Raw genomic sequence first — 18,244 nt, 5'->3', positions numbered from 1 at the left:
TAGCACGAGAGTTGCTTTTTCATGAAATATTGTGCTTAAACACCTTTTTCCGATTAATCCACATATCGCCCATAATCCGGGACTGCCAGCTGATCAAACTCGCTAACAAGCTTGTCCAAACCTTTTTGGAGCGCTTCACCTTCCATCATATATCCATGTCCGGGTATAACCATATCAATCTTTAAGGAAGCCAACCGCTCTACAGATTCCTTTGCAGCCTGCCAGTCCGTGGTTAAATATCTTGGCGGTCCATTCACTTCTGCGGTCTGCATCAGCACATTGTACAATGAATCTTGTCGCACTGTTATAAATGCATCACCGGAGATCAATGTTTCGTCGCTTTCACGATAAAACGACACATGCCCAGGGGAATGACCTGGTGTATGAATCCACTTCCAGTCTTCCAAGCCTGGAACACTATTGTCATCTGGAAGTGCTTTGACCGCATCCCCCGCATTTAGCGGTTTATTCGGGTACATACCGGATATCTTCGCCAGAAGTCCACCTTCGACTGTGGTGTCGGGCTCCGGGTAACTTTTTTCCCCAGTTAAAAAAGGAAGTTCCAATTCATGTGCGTAAACCGGAACATTCCACTCAGCGATAAGATCAATAAGCCCGCCAACATGATCAAAATGGCCATGTGTCAAAAGAACCGCAGAGGGCTTGCTGTTTTCTCCAAACCGATTTGCTGCCTCGGCTTTAATTTCAGCAGCAGAATTAGGAAGTCCGGTATCAATAAGTACCCAATTATCTTTATATGGAAAACCGATAAATGCTATATTCACAATCTGATCCGTGTAAAAATATATGTCATTCGCCATTTCTTCACCAGACCTGCTCGTAATGGAAGTCATCGGAATTATTCGTTGATCCTCGCTCTCATGTATTTCCTGATCCATTATAATCCTCCTTGTTTTTTCGCTTAGTATACGGCAGCTGGAGAATTATCATGCAGGCATTTTCGCTCGTTTTCACCGGAGTTCGAATGAATTTGCAGTGTGTTCACACGAGTAGGGATGGCGTTCGCGCGTTTAAAATTAGCCTTACAAAGAAAATGCTCGCCAATTTAGGCAAGCATTCGTTAAACTATTCTTCAAGCAGTGATTTCCCCATAATGGTAACCCGCTTCGTATTTTTTAAATCACCGATTGTTTTAGCGCCGATTCCAAACATCGTCATTTTTAATTCGAGTTCAATCTGATCCATCGTCTCCACAACTGCGCGATCAGATTCGGTTGCTGCCTGCAGCAGCGTCCGGGCAAATCCGACCAGGTCAGCTCCGATTGTCAGCGCTTTTGCTGCATCTACACCGGTTTTCATGCCGCCGCTTGACACAAGCGGAACATCGCCAAGTTCACTTCTTACAGACACGATGCAATCCTTTGTCGGTATACCCCAATTATTAAATGCTTCAGCCGCTGCCTTTTTCAACGGGGTCTTTGAACGCAATTTTTCAACTTGGCTCCAGGAAGTGCCGCCAGCGCCTGCCACATCAATATATGAAATACCGGCATCATATAACTTTCGCGCTATCGTACCGTCGATGCCGAAACCCACTTCTTTTGCACCAACCGGGACATTCACTTCTTTGCATACTTGTTCAATTTTAGGAAGCAGATTTTCGAAATTCAGGTCGCCTTCGTCCTGGACGGCTTCCTGCAGCGGATTAAAATGCAGCACGATGGAGTCCGCTCCGGTTAAATCAACAATCCGCTGGCATTCCGCTGCGCCATACCCGTAATTCAACTGCACTGCACCGATATTAGCGATCAATGGAACTGTCGGCGCCTGTTTCCGTATTAAAAAGGAGTCCTGATGCGCATCACTTTCCAGTAAAGCCCTTGTAGATCCAAGTCCGATTGCCCAGCCTTTTTCCTCAGCTGCAACAGCCAGATTCTGATTGATTTTTTCAGCGAGCTCAGAGCCTCCTGTCATAGAGCTGACCAGAAATGGCGCTTTAATCCGCTTATCCAAAAAACTGGTTGCGAGATCGATATCAGCAAAGTTTATCTCAGGCAGCGCATTATGCACAAAAGCTATGCCCTCAAGCCCGGTTGACTTATTGACGCCCTCCACATTATCTGTTAAACAATGGCGTATATGCTCCGTTTTGCGCTTGTTGATACCTTCCTCCATCATTACACATCCTAACTGTATATTTTAAGTTGAACTTATTATAATCGTCATTACTATCATCATATCAATTATTTGTGCAGGAATCACTTGTTTTCTTTTTTTGGAAAAATGGTGTAACTGAAACTGATGACAAAATCAATCCCAAGAACCAGTAACCATACCCGGAACGTATTGAATAATGCCTCTGTCTGTGGCGGGTTGTTGATATACAATATGATTGCTCCTAATATTGCACTACCAATGCACCACGCCAGAAAATGACGATACCACCCTTTACGCTCATGTTTTGCCAGTTCCGCGCCAAACTTTTTCCTTTTAGGAGGCTTTTCAACACTGCTAAACAAGTAGGAAAATTGCCGGTCTGCCCAGTTGATCATTTGATGACCATACGCAATACTCACCCCGATATAAATGGCTGCAATCCCATGGACATTAGTAGCTGTTGCACCATTATGCAAATCAATCACTGTTACGACCAGAAGAACCAAATCCACAATTGGCGTACATATGAACAAGAAGTATCCTAATTTATCATTTTTGAATACATATCTTGCCACCAATCCGGCAATTACAAATACCCAAAATCCTATTTCACAAGTAATAATCAACCAGCCTATCATGTCCTGCAGTCCCCCGCTTTTTTAATACATTTGTGCTAAAAACATCGTACCATAATTAAGTTTATTAATACAACTGTGTTATAATAATGGTATGCCAAAAAAAGTTGATCATACTAAACGAAAAATTTTAATTGCTGAAGCAACCTGGAATGTGATTATACGGGACGGTTTGGAAAAAGCAACAGTCCGGGAGGTAGCCAAAGAAGCGGGTTTATCCGCCGGGGCACTCCGGCATTATTTTTCAACACAATCAGAATTACTCGCTTTTTCCATGGAGCTTGTTTCTGATCGTGTCAGAGATCGGGCGTTAAGTAAAAAATACACAGGTCCGCCAATGGATGTGATGCTCGAACTATTGGGCGAGTTTTTGCCAATTGATGATGAACGGCGAGTTGAAATGGAGGTGTGGCTGGTCTTTTCGTCACGAACACTGATTGACAAGAAACTCCATGCACTAAGTCAAGAAGTATATACTGACATGAAGCAGGCAGTGCAGCATGTCATTGAAGGATTAATTCAATTGGGATTTGCCAAGACGGATATTGATAAGGAAATAGAAACCAGAAAATTGCATGCACTTATTGATGGGATTGCCCTGCACGCATTGTTGCATCCAAATGAGTATTCGGTTGAAACCATGTTAGAAACAGTCCGGAGCCACTTGAAATCACTTTGCATGAAGGAGGAAAAAGCATGAAACCCAAAGCCAAAGCATTCGCGGAAAAGGCACATGAAGGGCAAAAAAGGAAAAGTTCAGATATAGCCTATATTACGCACCCCATCCGGGTAGCTGAACGGCTGGAAGAAGCAGGTTTCAGCGATGAATTGGTATGTGCCGGATACTTACATGATGTTGTAGAAGATACCCCTTATGAAATGGAAGACATCGAAGTGGAATTCGGTCCGCGTGTCGCCCACCTTGTTGCAGCGCACACGGAAGACAAGTCCAAATCATGGCAGGAACGGAAGCAGCATACTATCGATACAGTTAAATACGCTGAAAAAGAGGTAAAATACCTTATCATTGCGGATAAGCTTGATAACCTCCTTTCCATGGAACAGGAATATCAGCGTCAAGGCGAGGCGCTTTGGGACAATTTTAACGCCGGTTTTGACAAACAAAAATGGTACAACGAATCTGTTGCGGCGAATATGTCCGTTGGTTTGAAGGAAGATGCAATACCGGCTTATTTTCATGAATTTCCAGATGTGGTGGAGCGGATGTTTGGCGCACGGGATTAATTCTGAAGGAGTTGTGCAGTTTTCATTTTCGGCCGATCCCGGGAATGAAGAAATCGCGCATATATCCTTTTAAAAAACGCCTCCCAGTCACAGTATGTGAGGGAGGCGTTCTTCATCACTTCTTTTTACGGAATTTATAATCAGCATGATGCTGCTTCTTTAATTTTTTCCATCTGTTTTTCTCTTCCAAATATGCCCGCTGATCCTGCTTCCGTCGTTCAAAAGCCAATTCACGCTGCAGCTTCAAGTAGCTTTGAAACCGTTCTTCAGACAATTCACCGCTTTCTAAAGCCTTCTGAACTCTGCAGCCAGGTTCTGTATCATGCTGGCAGTCATTGAATTTACATTCCGCTTCAAGTGCTTCCACATCACGGAAGGCAGTATCCATGGATGATTCGCCTTCCCAAAGCTGGAGTTCGCGCATGCCCGGAGTATCAATTAACAACGCGCCATTTGAAAGTATAAACATTTCCCGGTGTGTTGTCGTATGACGCCCTTTGCTGTCTGCCTCGCGAATATCATTTGTTTCCTGTACTGCTTCATCCAGTAATGTATTTACCAGCGTGGATTTGCCGACACCTGATGACCCAAGCAATACTGCAGTTTGTCCAGCAGGTAAATATTCCAGCAATTCATCAATTCCATCGCGTGTTACGTTACTGATTGGAACTATCGGAACACCAATTGCCGCCTCTTCTGCCTGTGCCACAATCGCTTCTACCTCATCTGCAGAACATTCATCTTTTTTGGTCAAAACAATTATTGGCGTCGCGCCGCTTTCATAGGCAGATAATAAATACCGCTCAATTCGCCGTACATTCATATCGTGATTCAATGAATTCACGATAAACACCGTGTCCATATTGGCAGCAACAATTTGCGCCTCAACCTTCGTACCGGCAGCCTGCCTGATAAACTGGCTTTTCCTTGGCAGCAGTTCCTGAATAACAGCTTTTTGTTCACCTTCCAGTTTCTGAACAAGCACCCAGTCTCCAACAGCCGGAAGTTCAAGTGCGTTCATCACCTGGTTTAAAAATTTCCCGCTCAGATGTGCAATATAATCATGCTCACCATCTGAAACATGGTAGCTGTTTTTTTGCACCGTCATAATCCGTACAATATTTTCTTCTTCAACAGCCTGGATGGAGTGATTCCATCCGACTTTTTCCAAATTAGCCAATTAAAAATTCCTCCCAGATTATCGGAGGAAAAGTCAACCATTATACCGACCGTTCCTCCATTTTGATGTTTGAGTTTTGATTGATGATTGTTCGATTTACAATAGCCATAAAACACCACTCCTTTCAAAATGGATGAACCTGAATAGTTACTAGTATACGTTTTTTCTGAAAAAATGCAATTCATTTTCAACATAAAATCCAATTGATTGATATAAACCAATGGCCCCTGCATTGTCAGCTGCAACACATAAATCAATTTCAGAAATGGAATCAAATGTGAACAGCCACCTTACTGCAGCCGAAAGCAGCCTTTTCCCGTATCCTTTACCACGAATCATGGGATCAACAGCTATAAACTCAATTGATCCTTCAGCATGATCCGGATCAGCTTCCACGTAAACATAACCAGCCAATCTGTCAGCCTCTTTCAGGATAAATACTTTTTGTATTTCATTATGCCTGGCGATAATTTCTTTTCCACTGTAATATGTTTCCGGAAATGCGGCATCGTGCATCGCTATAAATCCATCAAAATCCGTTTCACCTAATTCAGACAGACTTTCATCTTCAAAATCTTTCAGCTGATGTTGTGAAAGCTTCAGTATATATTGATTTGTCTTAAGTTCAAAATCCAGTGTTTGTGCGAATTCGTATACAAACCGGTTTTCAACATTGGGAAATAACACTACTTTTTTAACTGATTCCGGCAGCTTCCTGAAGAGCTTGTCCCACATCATAAGTGCCAAATGCAGATCATTTCCGGGAGCTGCAAAAGGTCCCCACACCTCAGCGACATCATCATAGGTATCTGCCCCAATAAATCCGATCATTTCCCCATTTTCCACTACTGCAGTCATTTTTGTTACATCGTTTTGCAGGCCAGTCAAAATTGCCTCCGCCCCGGTATCACAAAATCCAATATGATACATTTTCGATTGATTTAATTCAGAAATGAAAACGGCCGCCTGCCTCATATTAATATCTTCATTATGAACGTATACATTCATCTGCCCACTCTCCCATGGTTTCCTTGTTATTGCTGAAAGACTGTATTTTTCACTGAAGGTCCATTTTTCCCGGTGAAGGACTGTATTTCGATAAAACCGGACGGGCATCTGCCGCGTCCGGTTTTGCATTACCGATTATTCATTTGGCTTGGTTCAGGACCATTGCGGTGATTGCAATCCAATTCCGCAATTTTGTTCATGTCATCCTCACTTAATTCAAAATCGAAAACATCAAAGTTTTCCTCAATCCGTGATGGTGTAACGGATTTTGGAATAACAATCGAGTTGGATTGCAGATGCCAGCGGAGAACTACCTGTGCGATGGTTTTGCCATACTGATCGGCAATTCCCTTCACAACATCATTGCTTAACACATCGCCCCCGCTCATTAACGGGCTCCAGGATTCCACAAAAATATTGTGCTGCTTGCAGAATTCTTTCATTTCTTTTTGCTGCAGATACGGGTGGCACTCTACCTGATTTACGGCAGGAACAATGTCACATTCATCGAGCAGACGCTGCAAATGTTCAATATTGAAATTACATACTCCAATTGCCTTCACGCGTCCATCGTTATACAACTTTTCCATTGCTTTATAGGTTTCCACGTAGTCATCAAATTCCGGTGTCGGCCAATGGATCAGATACATATCAACATAATCCAGACCCAATCTTTCAAGACTTTTATCAAAAGCTTTCAACGTGTTGTCATAACCTTGATCCGAATTCCAAACCTTTGTTGTAATAAAAAGGTCTTCACGTGGAATATCAGCAGCTGCCAATGCCCTGCCAACACCTTCTTCATTTTCGTATACTTTCGCCGTATCGATTGACCGGTATCCAACTTCAAGTGCTTTTTTTACAGATGGTGTCGCCTTTTCATCCGGAACCTGCCAAACTCCAAATCCAAGCTGCGGCATTTTCAAACCGTTATTCAATGTTACGTAGTTCATACTATCGCATCCTTTCCTTCACATTTAACAAGCATAGCACAAGAAATTTTCAATTTAAAAAAATCAAATCACCCAAACGGGCGGCATGGGAAAAACGCAATGACCATTTTCCCTGTACACAATTATAAACTTCTGCATTCAGATTTCCAGGGCAAATTTTTGTCTGAATTGTTGCTTCCCTTCTTCTGTAATGTGAAGCGACCGTGATTCCGGAACCCGCTCCATCCAGCCGCGCTCCAAAAACTTCTCCAGTAACGCTTTTCCCAGCGGACCTGCAATATGATGTCTGCGTTCTGTCCAGTCCAAACATTTCTTGCCGGATTTCAGCCTGGAAATATCAATATCCAGGTCACGGAAAAAGTTTTCCCCTTTGGTTGTCACATAAAACTCTCTTTCCCCTTTTACAACCACCCCATGTTCAAGCAAAGCATCAGCAAGTTTCACACCTGCCTCCCCTGCCAAGTGGCTATAGCATGTTCGCACATAACTGACTGCCTCTCTTCCGGAATGCTGCTTCAACGGCCTAATTTCAGGTTTCGGCATAGGTCTTATAAAATCCTTCACTTTTTCCTTTATTGCCGTGTTATCTATTCCGTAGTAAGAATGCCGGCCATTGATCTCACCAGCAACGATATTTTCTTCTGACAGGTTATTTACATGTGTTCTTATTTCCTGTGTTGTCATACCTGTCATATATGCCAAATCACTAATTGGATAATATCGGCCATTAAGCAAGATAGTCAAAAGGGCACGACACCCATCATGTTGAATAAACTTTGCTATATTTTCCACAGTAAGAACACTCCTTTCTTACTTACTTCTTCCATCATTTTAACACGTTTTCCTGATGACGCTTTTCCCTGGCAAACGAATAATTCCCCTCATATTTGTTCAGTCTGCCGTCAGAAAGCCAATACGAAATCGGGCAAATTTTGTCCAGAAAATAGCGGTCATGGGAGACAGCAATAACCGTCCCGCCGAATTGTTCCAATGCTTCTTCCAGCACTTCCTTCGACTCGATATCCAAATGGTTGGTCGGCTCATCGAGAATAAGCAAATTATGATTTTGATGAACAAGCTGAGCCAGACGCAGTCGCATTTTTTCGCCGCCGCTTAAACTTTTCACCTTTTGAAAAACAGTCTTGCCATAAAACATAAACCGTGCTAATATCCCTCTCGCAATCCCCTCCGTTACATGGACCTGATCACGAAATTCATCAAGGATGGACCTTTCACTATCGATTTCAATCATATGCTGGGACAGAAAGCCAATTGACAAATTGCTTCCCAGCTTAATTTCACCTTTCGTCACGGCTTCTTCCCCCAGGATCATTTTCAGAATCGTTGACTTTCCGCTGCCATTTTCACCAATTATGGCAATCCGCTCCTGAAACCGGACAAGCATATCAACATTTGCAAATAACTGCCGCTCATCAAATGATTTACAAACTGCCTCCATTGCTACAACCTCTTTCCCGCTCCGCTTATCCATTTGAAAATCCAAATTTATTTTTTCCTGTTCCAAAACCGGTTTCTTCTTCACTTCTATCCGTGCCAATGCCTTTTCCATACTTTTCGCGCGCCGGTGGAGGCCGGCATTTGGCGGATTCGCCTGGTTGGCCCACTCTTTCAGCCGTTTGATCGAGTCTTTCATCTTTTTCATTTTCTTCTGCTGGTCTTCATATTGCTGAAATTCCCTCAGCAGACGCTCTTCCCGTTCTTTCACAAAACCGGAATAATTCGTATGATAGGTTATCAGTTCACCTTGGTCCATCTCCAAAATGGCCGTTACCGTTTCATCAAGAAAATAACGATCATGTGACACGATTATCACAGTTCCCTGATATTGCTTGATAAAATCTGTCAGCCAATCAATAGCCATTAAATCAAGATGATTCGTCGGTTCATCCAGCAGCAAAAGATCAGGTGATTGCAATAGTAATTGCGCTAAACCAACTTTTGTCCTTTCTCCGCCACTGAGCTCGCGCCATTTTTTCCCGGCCAAATGCGTGATGTTCAAACCGCTCATGACCCTTCTGATTTGCGAGTCAATTTCATATCCGCCATTCTGCTGGAATGTTTCCTGCAGTTCCCCGTATTTTTCAATATAACGTGTTAAGCTTTCGGGTTCTGTTTCCTCGGCCATGGCTCGCTCCAGTTTCGTCATCCTCTCTTTCAATTTTTCAATCGAAGCGAATACTTCATAAAGAATCGCTTCCATTTTCTTTTCATGCTCAATCTCGGGTGTCTGTTCCAGCAAACCGACTGTTAGATCCTTTTTCCATGTCAGCTTTCCTGCAACAGGCTTCGTTTTCCGGGCAATTAAATCCAACAGTGTTGTCTTGCCTTCTCCATTCCTGCCGATCAGGCCAATCCGGGCATCTTGTTTTATTTCAGTCGTGATATCCTCAAAAATAGTATTAGCACCAATTGTCTGGGTTACATGTTGAATACTGCATACAATCATTTTTCTCTTCCTCCATTTAGAAGAGACACTTTAACGCACAAAAAAAGACGACAGAGAATCACTCTCCACCGTCTTTGCTGTAAAAAATCCGTTTGCGGGCAGATGTCTCTTACTGGTATTTTTCCGTTAAGTTATCCTCAAAAAGGGCATACGTATCCCTTGAGAAAAAACATCGGAAAAAAGCGCATAACAAAGCCACAGGTATTCTGTGAATTTTGAAATGCCGCTGCCAGTAAAAGTCATCTGTCCCACCTCCTTTTCAATCTATCATTAGTTTATGCGAAAAACCACATGGCGTCAACACAGGAATTTATAAGATACAGATTTGGTTATGTTTTCAAAGTATTATAAAATGCAGTAGAAGCAAGTCGAAAAAAGTGAAACTGCGAGAAACTTGGAAAAACGTGTGAGGTAACAACGGAAGAAACCGGCTTTTTGCAAAAAAATATAACCTTCTTTTACAGGAATTTCCGAACGAATATCGAATAATAGAATAATATATGAAACCGAACTATAAAAGGAGTTTACCCATGTCATTCACCATAATCGAAGCAACAATTGAAGCTATTCAGCAGGAGATGAACACTGGCAAGCTATCAGCAAAAGAGTTAACGATGATGTACTTGGAACAAATTGCAGCCTATAACAACGATATTAACGCTGTGTTGGAAATCAATCCTGAGGCACTCCATATAGCCGAAGCACTCGATACAGAGCGGGCTGAAAAGGGACTACGCGGCCCGCTGCACGGCATTCCTATTTTAATCAAAGACAACATCAATACAAATGATAAAACCCATACAACAGCGGGGTCAGTGGCTCTCCAAAATCATTATGCTGATGAAGATGCCTTTATCGTTAAAAAACTTCGCAAGGCCGGTGCTGTTATTCTTGGCAAGACTAATCTTACGGAATGGGCTAACTTTATGACGGAAGGTATGCCAAATGGTTACAGCTCATTAGGCGGTCAAGTTATGAATCCATATGGACCCGGGAAATTTGATGTCGGTGGTTCAAGTTCAGGATCCGGAGCAGCTGTTGCAGCAAACTTCGCAGCAGGGGCCATTGGCACCGAGACAAGCGGATCCATTCTCAGTCCAGGCAGCCGCAATTCACTTGTCGGCATAAAACCGACTGTCGGATTGCTGAGCCGTTCCGGAATTATTCCTATTTCGAACAGTCAGGATACAGCCGGACCGATGACGCGGACTGTTACAGATGCGGCCATTATACTGGGTGTACTTGCAGACCGGGATGACGAAGACTCGGCTACTTTCATTGCCCAGCATCATAAAAACCCGAATTATTCTGTATCGCTCAATAAAAAGGGATTACATAACAAAAGACTTGGCATTTCACGGGAATACCTGGATGCATTGAATGAAGAAGAATTGGCTGTCATCGAATGTGCTTTATCCGATTTACAAAAAGCAGGTGCAACCATAATCGACCCGGTTAAACTTCCTACCTGCCCTGAAAATGTCAATGTTCTTTTACATGAATTTAAAAATGGCATTAATGCTTATTTTAAAAATATACAAGCCAATATCCCTGTTCATTCGTTAACCGAAGTCATCCAATACAATGAAGCACATCAGGAGAAAGCATTAAAATATGGACAGACAGTTCTCCAAAAATCCAAAGAGAAGAGTGGACGGTTAGTTGAAGCAGAGTACATCAATTCCCGATTAAATGATTTGAAAACATCCCAGGAAGATGGCATTGATGCAACAATCGAGGAAAATCAATTGGATGCGTTACTTTTTGCAAATCATCACGGGGCGGAACTTGCGGCGAAGGCAGGATATCCGTCAATAACGGTTCCAGCGGGGTACACTTCAGAAGGCAAACCAGTCGGTATAACCTTTACGTCCAAAGCATTTTCGGAAGCGCTGTTAATTGAACTCGCATATGCTTTTGAACAAGCCACCAAACATCGGGAGGCCCCACGATTTTAAATCAAAAAATAAGGAAGGCGATTCTCCAAAGCAGAATCAGTCTTCCTCACCCATCATTCCAGATTATTTCGCCGCATTGTTCCTGATGATCAATCTTCACATCAAAATAATGCTTGCTGTAAAAATGTTTCAGCCGGTCAACATGATCAAAATCCCGCTTTACAATGTCACCGGTAATATATTGCACATTATCTTCTCTTGCAACATCTTTTAAATGCTTCATCAAAATGGTCCCATAACCCCGATTTTCCTCACCCTTAATATCAGCGATGTGGAGATTTCCGCCATCTTTGTATTCTGCCTCGATAGCTGAGTTCCATTTGCCGCGGTATGGTCTTTCACAATTATGCAGCATCAGCTGACAGGTTGCTTCTTCTTTCCATGCATAAATGACAACCCAGTCATTTTCTTTCGTCTGATCGATGCTGATAACATCAGCATGTTTTGCGATTTCCTTTATATTTTCCTGCATTCGGAACAATTGAATTTCAAGTGAATCCAGTTCCTGCTTCAGTTCATCTTTACTCCTTGTTTCTTCCTGTTCCAGAAAAATACTGTTCACATTTCGACCCTCCAATCCAAAAACACACACAATTTGGTATTGTACTAAAGTATGTGGTTGGATTTCAAGGGGTTCCATTGAATCGAATTAAATTCCCTGTCTGCTTCCTGAGAGGGAGTGGGCAGTTTTTTTGCGTGCCGCACCGAAATGATAAAGCGGAAGGCATTTTCGCTATAGTTAACAGCTGAAATGATAAAGTTCATGGTCAAAATGCTAAAGTTCACAATCGATATGATAATGTTCACAATTATAATCCCGAATGTATATTTCCTCCGCTAAATTCCCTGCGTGTTCGTTTTTGAATTACACGTTTCCCAGTCTCAGCTATGTTATCTTACGTTTCCATGATACAAAAAGCAGTCTTTCGTGTGATCATTCACCATGCCTGTTGATTGCATAAATGCATAGCATATGGTTGGGCCGACAAATTTGAACCCGCGTTTTTTCAGGTCTTTGCTCATCCATTTCGACTCCTCCGTATAAGCAGGTACATCCTCATGCCGGGACCAGTCATTCAATATCGGCTTGCCGCCAACGAAATGCCAGATATACGCATCGAAACTTCCGTATTCCTCCTGCACTTTCAGGAATTGCTGTGCGTTATTTATAAAAGCATTCACCTTCAGTTTATTTCGAATGATGCCTTTATCCTGCAACAGTTCTTCTCTTTTCCGATCATCGTATTGGCTCACTTTAACCGGGTCAAAATTATCGAACGCTTTCCGGTAGTTGTCCCGGCGTTTCAAAATAGTGATCCAACTAAGTCCTGCTTGAGCGCCTTCCAACAGAAGCATTTCAAACAATTCCCGATCATCACGCGTCGGCTTGCCCCATTCATGATCATGATAATCTATATAAATTTGTTCGCCGTTTACCCATGCACAGCGTTCGTTGTCCATATGTTACGCTTCCTTTTTTTCCACTTTATTATCTTCATAGGAAATCCAGTCGCTATAGCTGCCGGGATACAATTTCACATTTTTAAATCCAGCCGCTTTCAACGCAAGTACATTTGGAGTTGCGGAAACGCCTGATCCGCAAGAAACAATGATTTCCTTATCTTTTGACAGGTCTTTAAAATTCACGGCCAATTCTTCTTTATTTTTCCACTTCCCGGATTCATCCAAAACGTTTTTCCAGAAGTAATTTTTAGCACCGGGGATATGACCTGCCTTTGCATAAAGCGGCTCTGTTTCGCCAAGGTAGCGGGCTTTGCTGCGGGAGTCAATTAATATCGCAGACTGATTATCCAGCTTTTCCTTCACCTGCTCGATATCCACTGCTTCTTCTTCCTGAATCCTTGGCGTAAATGTCTTCGGTTCCAGTTTTGGAATATCCGTAGAGATGTCGTACCCTTTTCCAATCCATTCATCAAATCCGCCGTCGAGTAAATAAACGTTGTCATGCCCAACATAGTGCAGGAGCCACCACAAACGGCCGGCAAACATATCATTTCCCTTACCGTATACCACCACAGTCGTGTTATTGCCAATTCCAATATGACCAAGTTTTGCCGTGAATGTTTCCATATCCGGCAATGGATGATTGCCGCCATGTTTTTGTGCTTTGCCGGATAAATCTTTGTCCAAATCAAGGTATACCGCATTGGGGATATGACTATTCAAATACGCCTTTCTGCCTGCCTCATCATCGGTCAATTCAAAGCGGACATCAACGATAACAATATCCCCCAAACCCTCTTTCATTGTATCCGCAAGCCAATCAACACTTACAATCTCTTCCATAACCGTTTACCTCCTTCAATATTTTCATAGATAATCTTGCGCAGTTTCCACTATAAAATTTCCATTCTCTTTCAGAAATTGAGTCAAAAGATGAACATGCCCCGCTCCGTAAATTACCAAAATGCGTTCATTTTTCCAGGCAAGTTCGGTAAGATTCTTATAGATAATCATGTTCCGGTAGTACCAATATTGTGCGGTCCACCTGGCACCAATTGGATTCCTGTCATCACCAATTGCGGCAACCTTCATGTATAACTCCCTGTTTTCCTTAATCCAGTCAGGTTGATTTAACATCAAAAGGTATTCCCTGATCGTATGTTTGCTGAAATAGTCTTCCATTTCATGCGTCCACCGTTCGGCAGTACTAATCACCGTTTCAAATGCAGTCGGATCATGTTTCCGGGCCCATTCTATATAATCCGTGTCCGGAACATCCTGATTCCAGTCTACAGCATATATTTCATTATGTCCCATAACACCCGCTGTCCGGAAACCAATCTGATGTCTTTCATTTGCAGTCAACGTGAATGCCCCCGATAAATAAGCATGATAGTCCTTATTCCACTCACCTTGATTGTCCATTAACACTTCCAATGCAATTTTTGTTGGGTGAAATGTCTTTAAACGGTCAACTACATCTTCCAGTTCGTTTTGTCTTTTTCCTGCTAAAATCCCAGTCGTTTTGGGCACACTCAAATCACCATTATCCGGATTATTAAAATGATCGGAACCCAAAATCAGAAATACCGGCTTCACCTATTAATCCCCTCCCATCCTCCAAACTCTTCCCATTTTTAAGTATTCCATAAAAATAGTCACTTTCCCTCTTTATAATCAATTTTTTCAGTAAATCATGAAATTTTCAAACAAGAATTATTATTTACAATTACATAGACGCTAAAATTCCACAAGTGTTATGATATGAAAAGACAGCGTAATGACAGGGAGAGAAAAAGATGTTAAAAAAAGTTCTGCCGATAACAGCAGTACTGATTGCAGTCATAGGTTTAATGGTTGCCTGTGATAACGGACAATCGACTGATAATCAAGCTGCCAATCAATCACCAAACGATGAAAAAAATACAAATCATTCGGAGGAACAAGAGGCAGCTCTGCCACAGCCTGTTCTGGAAAAAACCGATCAGGGCGAAGATGTTAAGGCACTGCAGAAAGTATTGAATAAACTAGGCTATCAGATCCCGGTCAACAGCAATTTTGACGAAATGACTACATGGGCGATTACAGATTTTCAAATGCAACAAAAGGACATGCCAATCACAGGAATTTACAACAAGACTACAAAGCAGAAATTACAAAAAACACTGGACACGAACGGAAAAGTGAATCCTGGGGCAGCACTGGAGCAACCTGATGATAATCAAAAGATTGCCAGCAACCCACATGAGATTCTTGTACTTGTAAACAAGGAGCACTCACTTCCAAATGGCTTCAAACCCAAAAACTTAGTTGTACCTGATGTCCAGTTTCCATTTGACGAGTTCCGTGAGAAAAAACAGATGCGAAAAGTTGCGGCAACTGCGCTGGGAAAACTGTTTAACGCCGCTGACAATGCCGGACTGGAACTGTATGCACAATCCGGTTACAGATCCTATGAGCGCCAGGATGCTATCTTCGCCTCGAACGTGGAGGCATATGGCGAAAAAGCAGCCAATAATGTCAGTGCCCGTCCAGGCGAAAGCGAACATCAGACCGGACTTACCATGGACGTAACAACTCCTGATGTCGGATTCAATTTAAACACAGATTTCGGAACAACCGATGAGGGAAAATGGCTGAAAGAACATGCGGCTGAATACGGCTTTATCATCCGCTATCCGAAGGGCAAGGAAAATATAACCCAGTATCAGTATGAACCATGGCACCTTCGTTATGTAGGGGAAAAAGCAGCGACTGAGATCATGAATAAAGGCATTACATTAGAGGAGTTTTTAGGAAAGAAATAACGGAGAGAGCGCGCATGAAAATGTGCGCTTTTTTAAATGAGCAGTTAACCAATTTCATGGATTTGTTTTTCACCACTGTTTATACGGGTATCAAGCGCACGAATTCGTTCCAGCGCTATATCTTCATCGATCCTTTTATAATGGTGGTTTCCGCCAATTTCCTCGTCAGCTTCATCAGCAAGGGCTACCACCTGTTGCAGCGGCTTTAATTTTAATTCGCCTTTTGGCAAATAGGAATCGGTATGCAGCAGAATGGCAACCGCAATTTCCTTCGCTGCCTCAGGATTTTCACCAATTCGAATTAACAGCTTGTGAGCACGGCTCGCCCCTTTAATGGCATGTATATCATTCTCCTTATATTTTTTATAATCCCATTCACCGTTACGATACCATGTGTAATGTCCGACATCATGCAATAATGCTGCCTTCGTTGCAAGGTCAGAATCCACCTTATACCGTCTGGAAAACATATAGGCATATTCTGTTACTGCAATTGCATGTGCAATTCCCGATCGCCCCAAATGTTTTTGCGTAATCGGATGGGTGAAAATTTCTTCCAATGTCACGTTTCGCATCGAAAATCCTCCTCCCAATCTATTTCCAATCCATAATACCCGAATCAGCAATTATTAAACACAATGAATTTATTATGATTGAATTTGAATATTTATGGTTGTTTATGATTGATTTTTGGAAACGTTTCCTTTACACTTAACGTATAAAAGAAAAATAAGTGGTGATTAAATGCTTACAACAGAACGGCATCAGGCTATTTTAAACTTATTGCAGGACAAACAAACAATTACACTACAGGATATTATCGATAGAACGAACGCTTCCGAATCAACCATCAGAAGAGACCTGTCATCTCTGGAGAATGACGGTGAGCTGACCCGGATTCATGGCGGCGCAACATTAACAGAGCGAAAACTGAAAGAATACAGCATTACTGAAAAATCAGCCAAAAACATTCACGAAAAAAAAGCAATTGCTGAATATGTGGCTTCATTTGTGAATGATCGTGACTGTATTTTTCTTGATGCAGGTACAACAACGATGCAGCTGATACCGTTTCTGCGGGAGAAAGACGTTGTTATTGTTACGAACGGCCTGACACATTTAGAGGCGTTAATGGAAAATGGCATCCAGGCATATTTAACTGGTGGAATGATTAAGTCCAAAACAGGTGCATTAATTGGTCCACAAGCCATTCAATCATTGGAAAATTACCGTTTTGATAAATGTTTTCTAGGTGTAAATGGGTATCATACGTTATATGGCTATACAACGCCTGATCCGGAGGAAGCACACATTAAATACACGGCTTCCACACTGGCAAAAGAAACTTACGTGCTGGCAGATCATTCAAAATATAACCAGGTAAGTTTTGCAAAGATCTGTAACCTGGCAGATGCGGCACTTGTTACCAGCAATCTGCACAGGGAAGAAATACAGCTTTTATCTGAACGAACAGATGTTACGGAGGTATCCACTTGATTTACACATGTACCATCACACCGTCTATCGATTACACCACATATCTTCCGGATTTTGAAACCGGCACCTTAAATCGTACCAGCGAAGTTTATTTTTATCCGGGCGGGAAAGGAATCAATGTTTCCAGAGTGCTGCAACGGCTGAATGTCCAAAGCACAGCACTTGGATTCACCGGAGGATTTACCGGTAACTTTATTACGGACTTTCTGCAACGGGAAGGAATTAAAACAGATTTTATTGATACAAACGAAATTACACGGATTAATGTCAAAATTAAATCCGGTGAGGAAACTGAATTAAATGGACCGGGGCCAAATATTGCACCGAAACAGCAAGCAGTATTACTTGAAAAAATCAATGCCTTGCGTGAAGGCGATTGGTTTGTACTCGCGGGAAGTCTGCCGGATTCCATTCCAAATTCTTTTTACTATCAAATTGCGGAGAACTGTTCCAAACAGGGTATTCGATTCGTCCTGGATACGTCAGGCCCAGCACTTACTGATTTAATCCCCACCAAGCCATTTCTTATCAAACCGAATCAGGCTGAACTTGGCCAAATATTTGATACCGAGATTACTGGCAAAAAAGAAGCATTGCATTATGCAAGCCGTCTTGCTGATTATGGCATTCAGCACGTTATTGTCTCTATGGGCAAGGATGGTGCCCTGCTTGTTTCAGGAAATAAAAAATGGGATGCTGCACCGCCAAAAGGAAAGGCAGTGAACACAGTCGGAGCAGGGGATTCACTTGTTTCAGGATTTCTTGCATCGTATTTACGTAATCAAAATCCCGAAGAAGCTTTCCGTTACGGGGTAGCTTCCGGAAGCGCAACAGCCTTTCAGACGGATTTATGCAACAAGAAAGATGTAGAGGCACTTGTTTCGGAAGTTCGCCTAAATCAACTCTAAAAAA

20 protein-coding genes are annotated in these 18,244 nt (G+C 42.3%); 6 read left to right on the top strand and 14 right to left on the bottom strand.

What is annotated here, in order from left to right:
• Positions 1–53: 53 nt before the first annotated feature.
• From B1K71_RS01750 to B1K71_RS01740, 3 genes are all read right to left on the bottom strand, one after another.
• On the bottom strand, positions 54–899 hold the full coding sequence (locus B1K71_RS01750; protein ID WP_077324298.1) for an MBL fold metallo-hydrolase: 846 nt from the start codon (positions 897–899) through the stop codon (positions 54–56).
• Between the two features lie 187 nt (positions 900–1,086).
• Entirely contained in the window at positions 1,087–2,136 is a 1,050-nt protein-coding gene (gene fni, locus B1K71_RS01745) for a type 2 isopentenyl-diphosphate Delta-isomerase (protein ID WP_077324297.1), read from the bottom strand.
• 83 nt (positions 2,137–2,219) lie between these two features.
• Positions 2,220–2,756, bottom strand: coding sequence for a hypothetical protein (locus tag B1K71_RS01740; protein WP_077324296.1), 537 nt, complete (start codon positions 2,754–2,756; stop codon positions 2,220–2,222).
• Positions 2,757–2,847: 91 nt separating this feature from the next.
• Between B1K71_RS01740 and B1K71_RS01735 the strand changes: the two genes are divergently transcribed.
• Positions 2,848–3,453: a TetR/AcrR family transcriptional regulator gene (locus B1K71_RS01735; RefSeq protein WP_077324295.1), complete on the top strand. Its 606-nt coding sequence runs from the start codon at positions 2,848–2,850 to the stop codon at positions 3,451–3,453.
• Positions 3,450–3,998, top strand: coding sequence for an HD domain-containing protein (locus B1K71_RS01730; protein ID WP_077324294.1), 549 nt, complete (start codon positions 3,450–3,452; stop codon positions 3,996–3,998). Before B1K71_RS01735 ends, B1K71_RS01730 begins: the two co-directional genes overlap by 4 nt.
• A 115-nt stretch (positions 3,999–4,113) precedes the next feature.
• Here B1K71_RS01730 and rsgA read toward each other — a convergent pair whose 3' ends face one another.
• From rsgA to B1K71_RS20220, 6 genes are all read right to left on the bottom strand, one after another.
• Positions 4,114–5,178 carry a ribosome small subunit-dependent GTPase A gene (rsgA, locus tag B1K71_RS01725; protein WP_245799125.1) on the bottom strand — a complete coding sequence of 355 codons (1,065 nt, stop codon included), beginning with the start codon at positions 5,176–5,178 and terminating at the stop codon, positions 4,114–4,116.
• 150 nt (positions 5,179–5,328) lie between these two features.
• Positions 5,329–6,186 carry a GNAT family N-acetyltransferase gene (locus tag B1K71_RS01720; RefSeq protein ID WP_175631799.1) on the bottom strand — a complete coding sequence of 286 codons (858 nt, stop codon included), beginning with the start codon at positions 6,184–6,186 and terminating at the stop codon, positions 5,329–5,331.
• Positions 6,187–6,314: 128 nt separating this feature from the next.
• The gene (locus B1K71_RS01715) at positions 6,315–7,139 is read right to left on the bottom strand and encodes an aldo/keto reductase (RefSeq protein ID WP_077324292.1); all 825 of its coding nucleotides are present in this window, start codon (positions 7,137–7,139) and stop codon (positions 6,315–6,317) included.
• 138 nt (positions 7,140–7,277) lie between these two features.
• Positions 7,278–7,931 (bottom strand): winged helix-turn-helix domain-containing protein, encoded by a 654-nt coding sequence (locus B1K71_RS01710; protein ID WP_077324291.1) that lies wholly within the window; start codon positions 7,929–7,931, stop codon positions 7,278–7,280.
• Positions 7,932–7,965: 34 nt separating this feature from the next.
• Positions 7,966–9,606 (bottom strand): ribosomal protection-like ABC-F family protein, encoded by a 1,641-nt coding sequence (gene abc-f / locus B1K71_RS01705; RefSeq protein ID WP_077324290.1) that lies wholly within the window; start codon positions 9,604–9,606, stop codon positions 7,966–7,968.
• Positions 9,607–9,732: 126 nt separating this feature from the next.
• Complete coding sequence (locus tag B1K71_RS20220) at positions 9,733–9,849, bottom strand: RAxF-45 family protein (protein WP_281250306.1); 117 nt, start codon at positions 9,847–9,849, stop codon at positions 9,733–9,735.
• Between the two features lie 287 nt (positions 9,850–10,136).
• Between B1K71_RS20220 and B1K71_RS01700 the strand changes: the two genes are divergently transcribed.
• On the top strand, positions 10,137–11,564 hold the full coding sequence (locus B1K71_RS01700; protein WP_077324289.1) for an amidase family protein: 1,428 nt from the start codon (positions 10,137–10,139) through the stop codon (positions 11,562–11,564).
• Positions 11,565–11,610: 46 nt separating this feature from the next.
• Here the strand turns inward: B1K71_RS01700 and B1K71_RS01695 are convergent, their stop codons facing one another.
• From B1K71_RS01695 to B1K71_RS01680, 4 genes are all read right to left on the bottom strand, one after another.
• Positions 11,611–12,126, bottom strand: a complete 516-nt coding sequence (locus B1K71_RS01695) for a hypothetical protein (protein ID WP_245799124.1) — start codon at positions 12,124–12,126, stop codon at positions 11,611–11,613.
• Between the two features lie 329 nt (positions 12,127–12,455).
• On the bottom strand, positions 12,456–13,025 hold the full coding sequence (locus tag B1K71_RS01690; protein ID WP_077324288.1) for a DNA-3-methyladenine glycosylase I: 570 nt from the start codon (positions 13,023–13,025) through the stop codon (positions 12,456–12,458).
• A 3-nt stretch (positions 13,026–13,028) separates the two neighbouring features.
• The gene (locus tag B1K71_RS01685; protein ID WP_077324287.1) at positions 13,029–13,871 is read right to left on the bottom strand and encodes a sulfurtransferase; all 843 of its coding nucleotides are present in this window, start codon (positions 13,869–13,871) and stop codon (positions 13,029–13,031) included.
• Between the two features lie 24 nt (positions 13,872–13,895).
• Complete coding sequence (locus tag B1K71_RS01680) at positions 13,896–14,627, bottom strand: DUF5694 domain-containing protein (protein ID WP_077324286.1); 732 nt, start codon at positions 14,625–14,627, stop codon at positions 13,896–13,898.
• Between the two features lie 200 nt (positions 14,628–14,827).
• Between B1K71_RS01680 and B1K71_RS01675 the strand changes: the two genes are divergently transcribed.
• Complete coding sequence (locus B1K71_RS01675; RefSeq protein ID WP_077324285.1) at positions 14,828–15,835, top strand: D-alanyl-D-alanine carboxypeptidase family protein; 1,008 nt, start codon at positions 14,828–14,830, stop codon at positions 15,833–15,835.
• A 44-nt stretch (positions 15,836–15,879) separates the two neighbouring features.
• Here B1K71_RS01675 and B1K71_RS01670 read toward each other — a convergent pair whose 3' ends face one another.
• Positions 15,880–16,410 (bottom strand): HD domain-containing protein, encoded by a 531-nt coding sequence (locus B1K71_RS01670; RefSeq protein WP_077324284.1) that lies wholly within the window; start codon positions 16,408–16,410, stop codon positions 15,880–15,882.
• Positions 16,411–16,579: 169 nt separating this feature from the next.
• Between B1K71_RS01670 and B1K71_RS01665 the strand changes: the two genes are divergently transcribed.
• Together B1K71_RS01665 and pfkB are read left to right on the top strand one after the other, a co-directional pair.
• Positions 16,580–17,332, top strand: coding sequence for a DeoR/GlpR family DNA-binding transcription regulator (locus B1K71_RS01665; RefSeq protein WP_077324283.1), 753 nt, complete (start codon positions 16,580–16,582; stop codon positions 17,330–17,332).
• Positions 17,329–18,240 (top strand): 1-phosphofructokinase, encoded by a 912-nt coding sequence (pfkB, locus tag B1K71_RS01660; protein ID WP_077324282.1) that lies wholly within the window; start codon positions 17,329–17,331, stop codon positions 18,238–18,240. Before B1K71_RS01665 ends, pfkB begins: the two co-directional genes overlap by 4 nt.
• Positions 18,241–18,244 lie beyond the last annotated feature (4 nt).

Origin of the sequence: Virgibacillus siamensis, from assembly GCF_900162695.1 — a bacterium.
In the GTDB taxonomy this organism is placed as follows: Bacteria; Bacillota; Bacilli; order Bacillales; family Amphibacillaceae; genus Lentibacillus; species Lentibacillus siamensis_A.
The sequence above is the reverse complement of the archived record's forward strand: the minus strand, read 5'-3'. Positions and strand labels throughout refer to the sequence as shown.

Bases quoted from the DNA above. Each gene is read 5' to 3' on its own strand.
- B1K71_RS01750 (WP_077324298.1), bottom strand. From the start codon at position 899: ATGGATCAGGAAATACATGAGAGCGAGGATCAACGAATAATTCCGATG.
- fni (WP_077324297.1), bottom strand. From the start codon at position 2,136: ATGGAGGAAGGTATCAACAAGCGCAAAACGGAGCATATACGCCATTGT.
- B1K71_RS01740 (WP_077324296.1), bottom strand. From the start codon at position 2,756: ATGATAGGCTGGTTGATTATTACTTGTGAAATAGGATTTTGGGTATTT.
- B1K71_RS01735 (WP_077324295.1), top strand. From the start codon at position 2,848: ATGCCAAAAAAAGTTGATCATACTAAACGAAAAATTTTAATTGCTGAA.
- B1K71_RS01730 (WP_077324294.1), top strand. From the start codon at position 3,450: ATGAAACCCAAAGCCAAAGCATTCGCGGAAAAGGCACATGAAGGGCAA.
- B1K71_RS01720 (WP_175631799.1), bottom strand. From the start codon at position 6,186: ATGAATGTATACGTTCATAATGAAGATATTAATATGAGGCAGGCGGCC.
- B1K71_RS01715 (WP_077324292.1), bottom strand. From the start codon at position 7,139: ATGAACTACGTAACATTGAATAACGGTTTGAAAATGCCGCAGCTTGGA.
- abc-f (WP_077324290.1), bottom strand. From the start codon at position 9,606: ATGATTGTATGCAGTATTCAACATGTAACCCAGACAATTGGTGCTAAT.
- B1K71_RS20220 (WP_281250306.1), bottom strand. From the start codon at position 9,849: ATGACTTTTACTGGCAGCGGCATTTCAAAATTCACAGAATACCTGTGG.
- B1K71_RS01700 (WP_077324289.1), top strand. From the start codon at position 10,137: ATGTCATTCACCATAATCGAAGCAACAATTGAAGCTATTCAGCAGGAG.
- B1K71_RS01690 (WP_077324288.1), bottom strand. From the start codon at position 13,025: ATGGACAACGAACGCTGTGCATGGGTAAACGGCGAACAAATTTATATA.
- B1K71_RS01685 (WP_077324287.1), bottom strand. From the start codon at position 13,871: ATGGAAGAGATTGTAAGTGTTGATTGGCTTGCGGATACAATGAAAGAG.
- B1K71_RS01675 (WP_077324285.1), top strand. From the start codon at position 14,828: ATGTTAAAAAAAGTTCTGCCGATAACAGCAGTACTGATTGCAGTCATA.
- B1K71_RS01670 (WP_077324284.1), bottom strand. From the start codon at position 16,410: ATGCGAAACGTGACATTGGAAGAAATTTTCACCCATCCGATTACGCAA.
- B1K71_RS01665 (WP_077324283.1), top strand. From the start codon at position 16,580: ATGCTTACAACAGAACGGCATCAGGCTATTTTAAACTTATTGCAGGAC.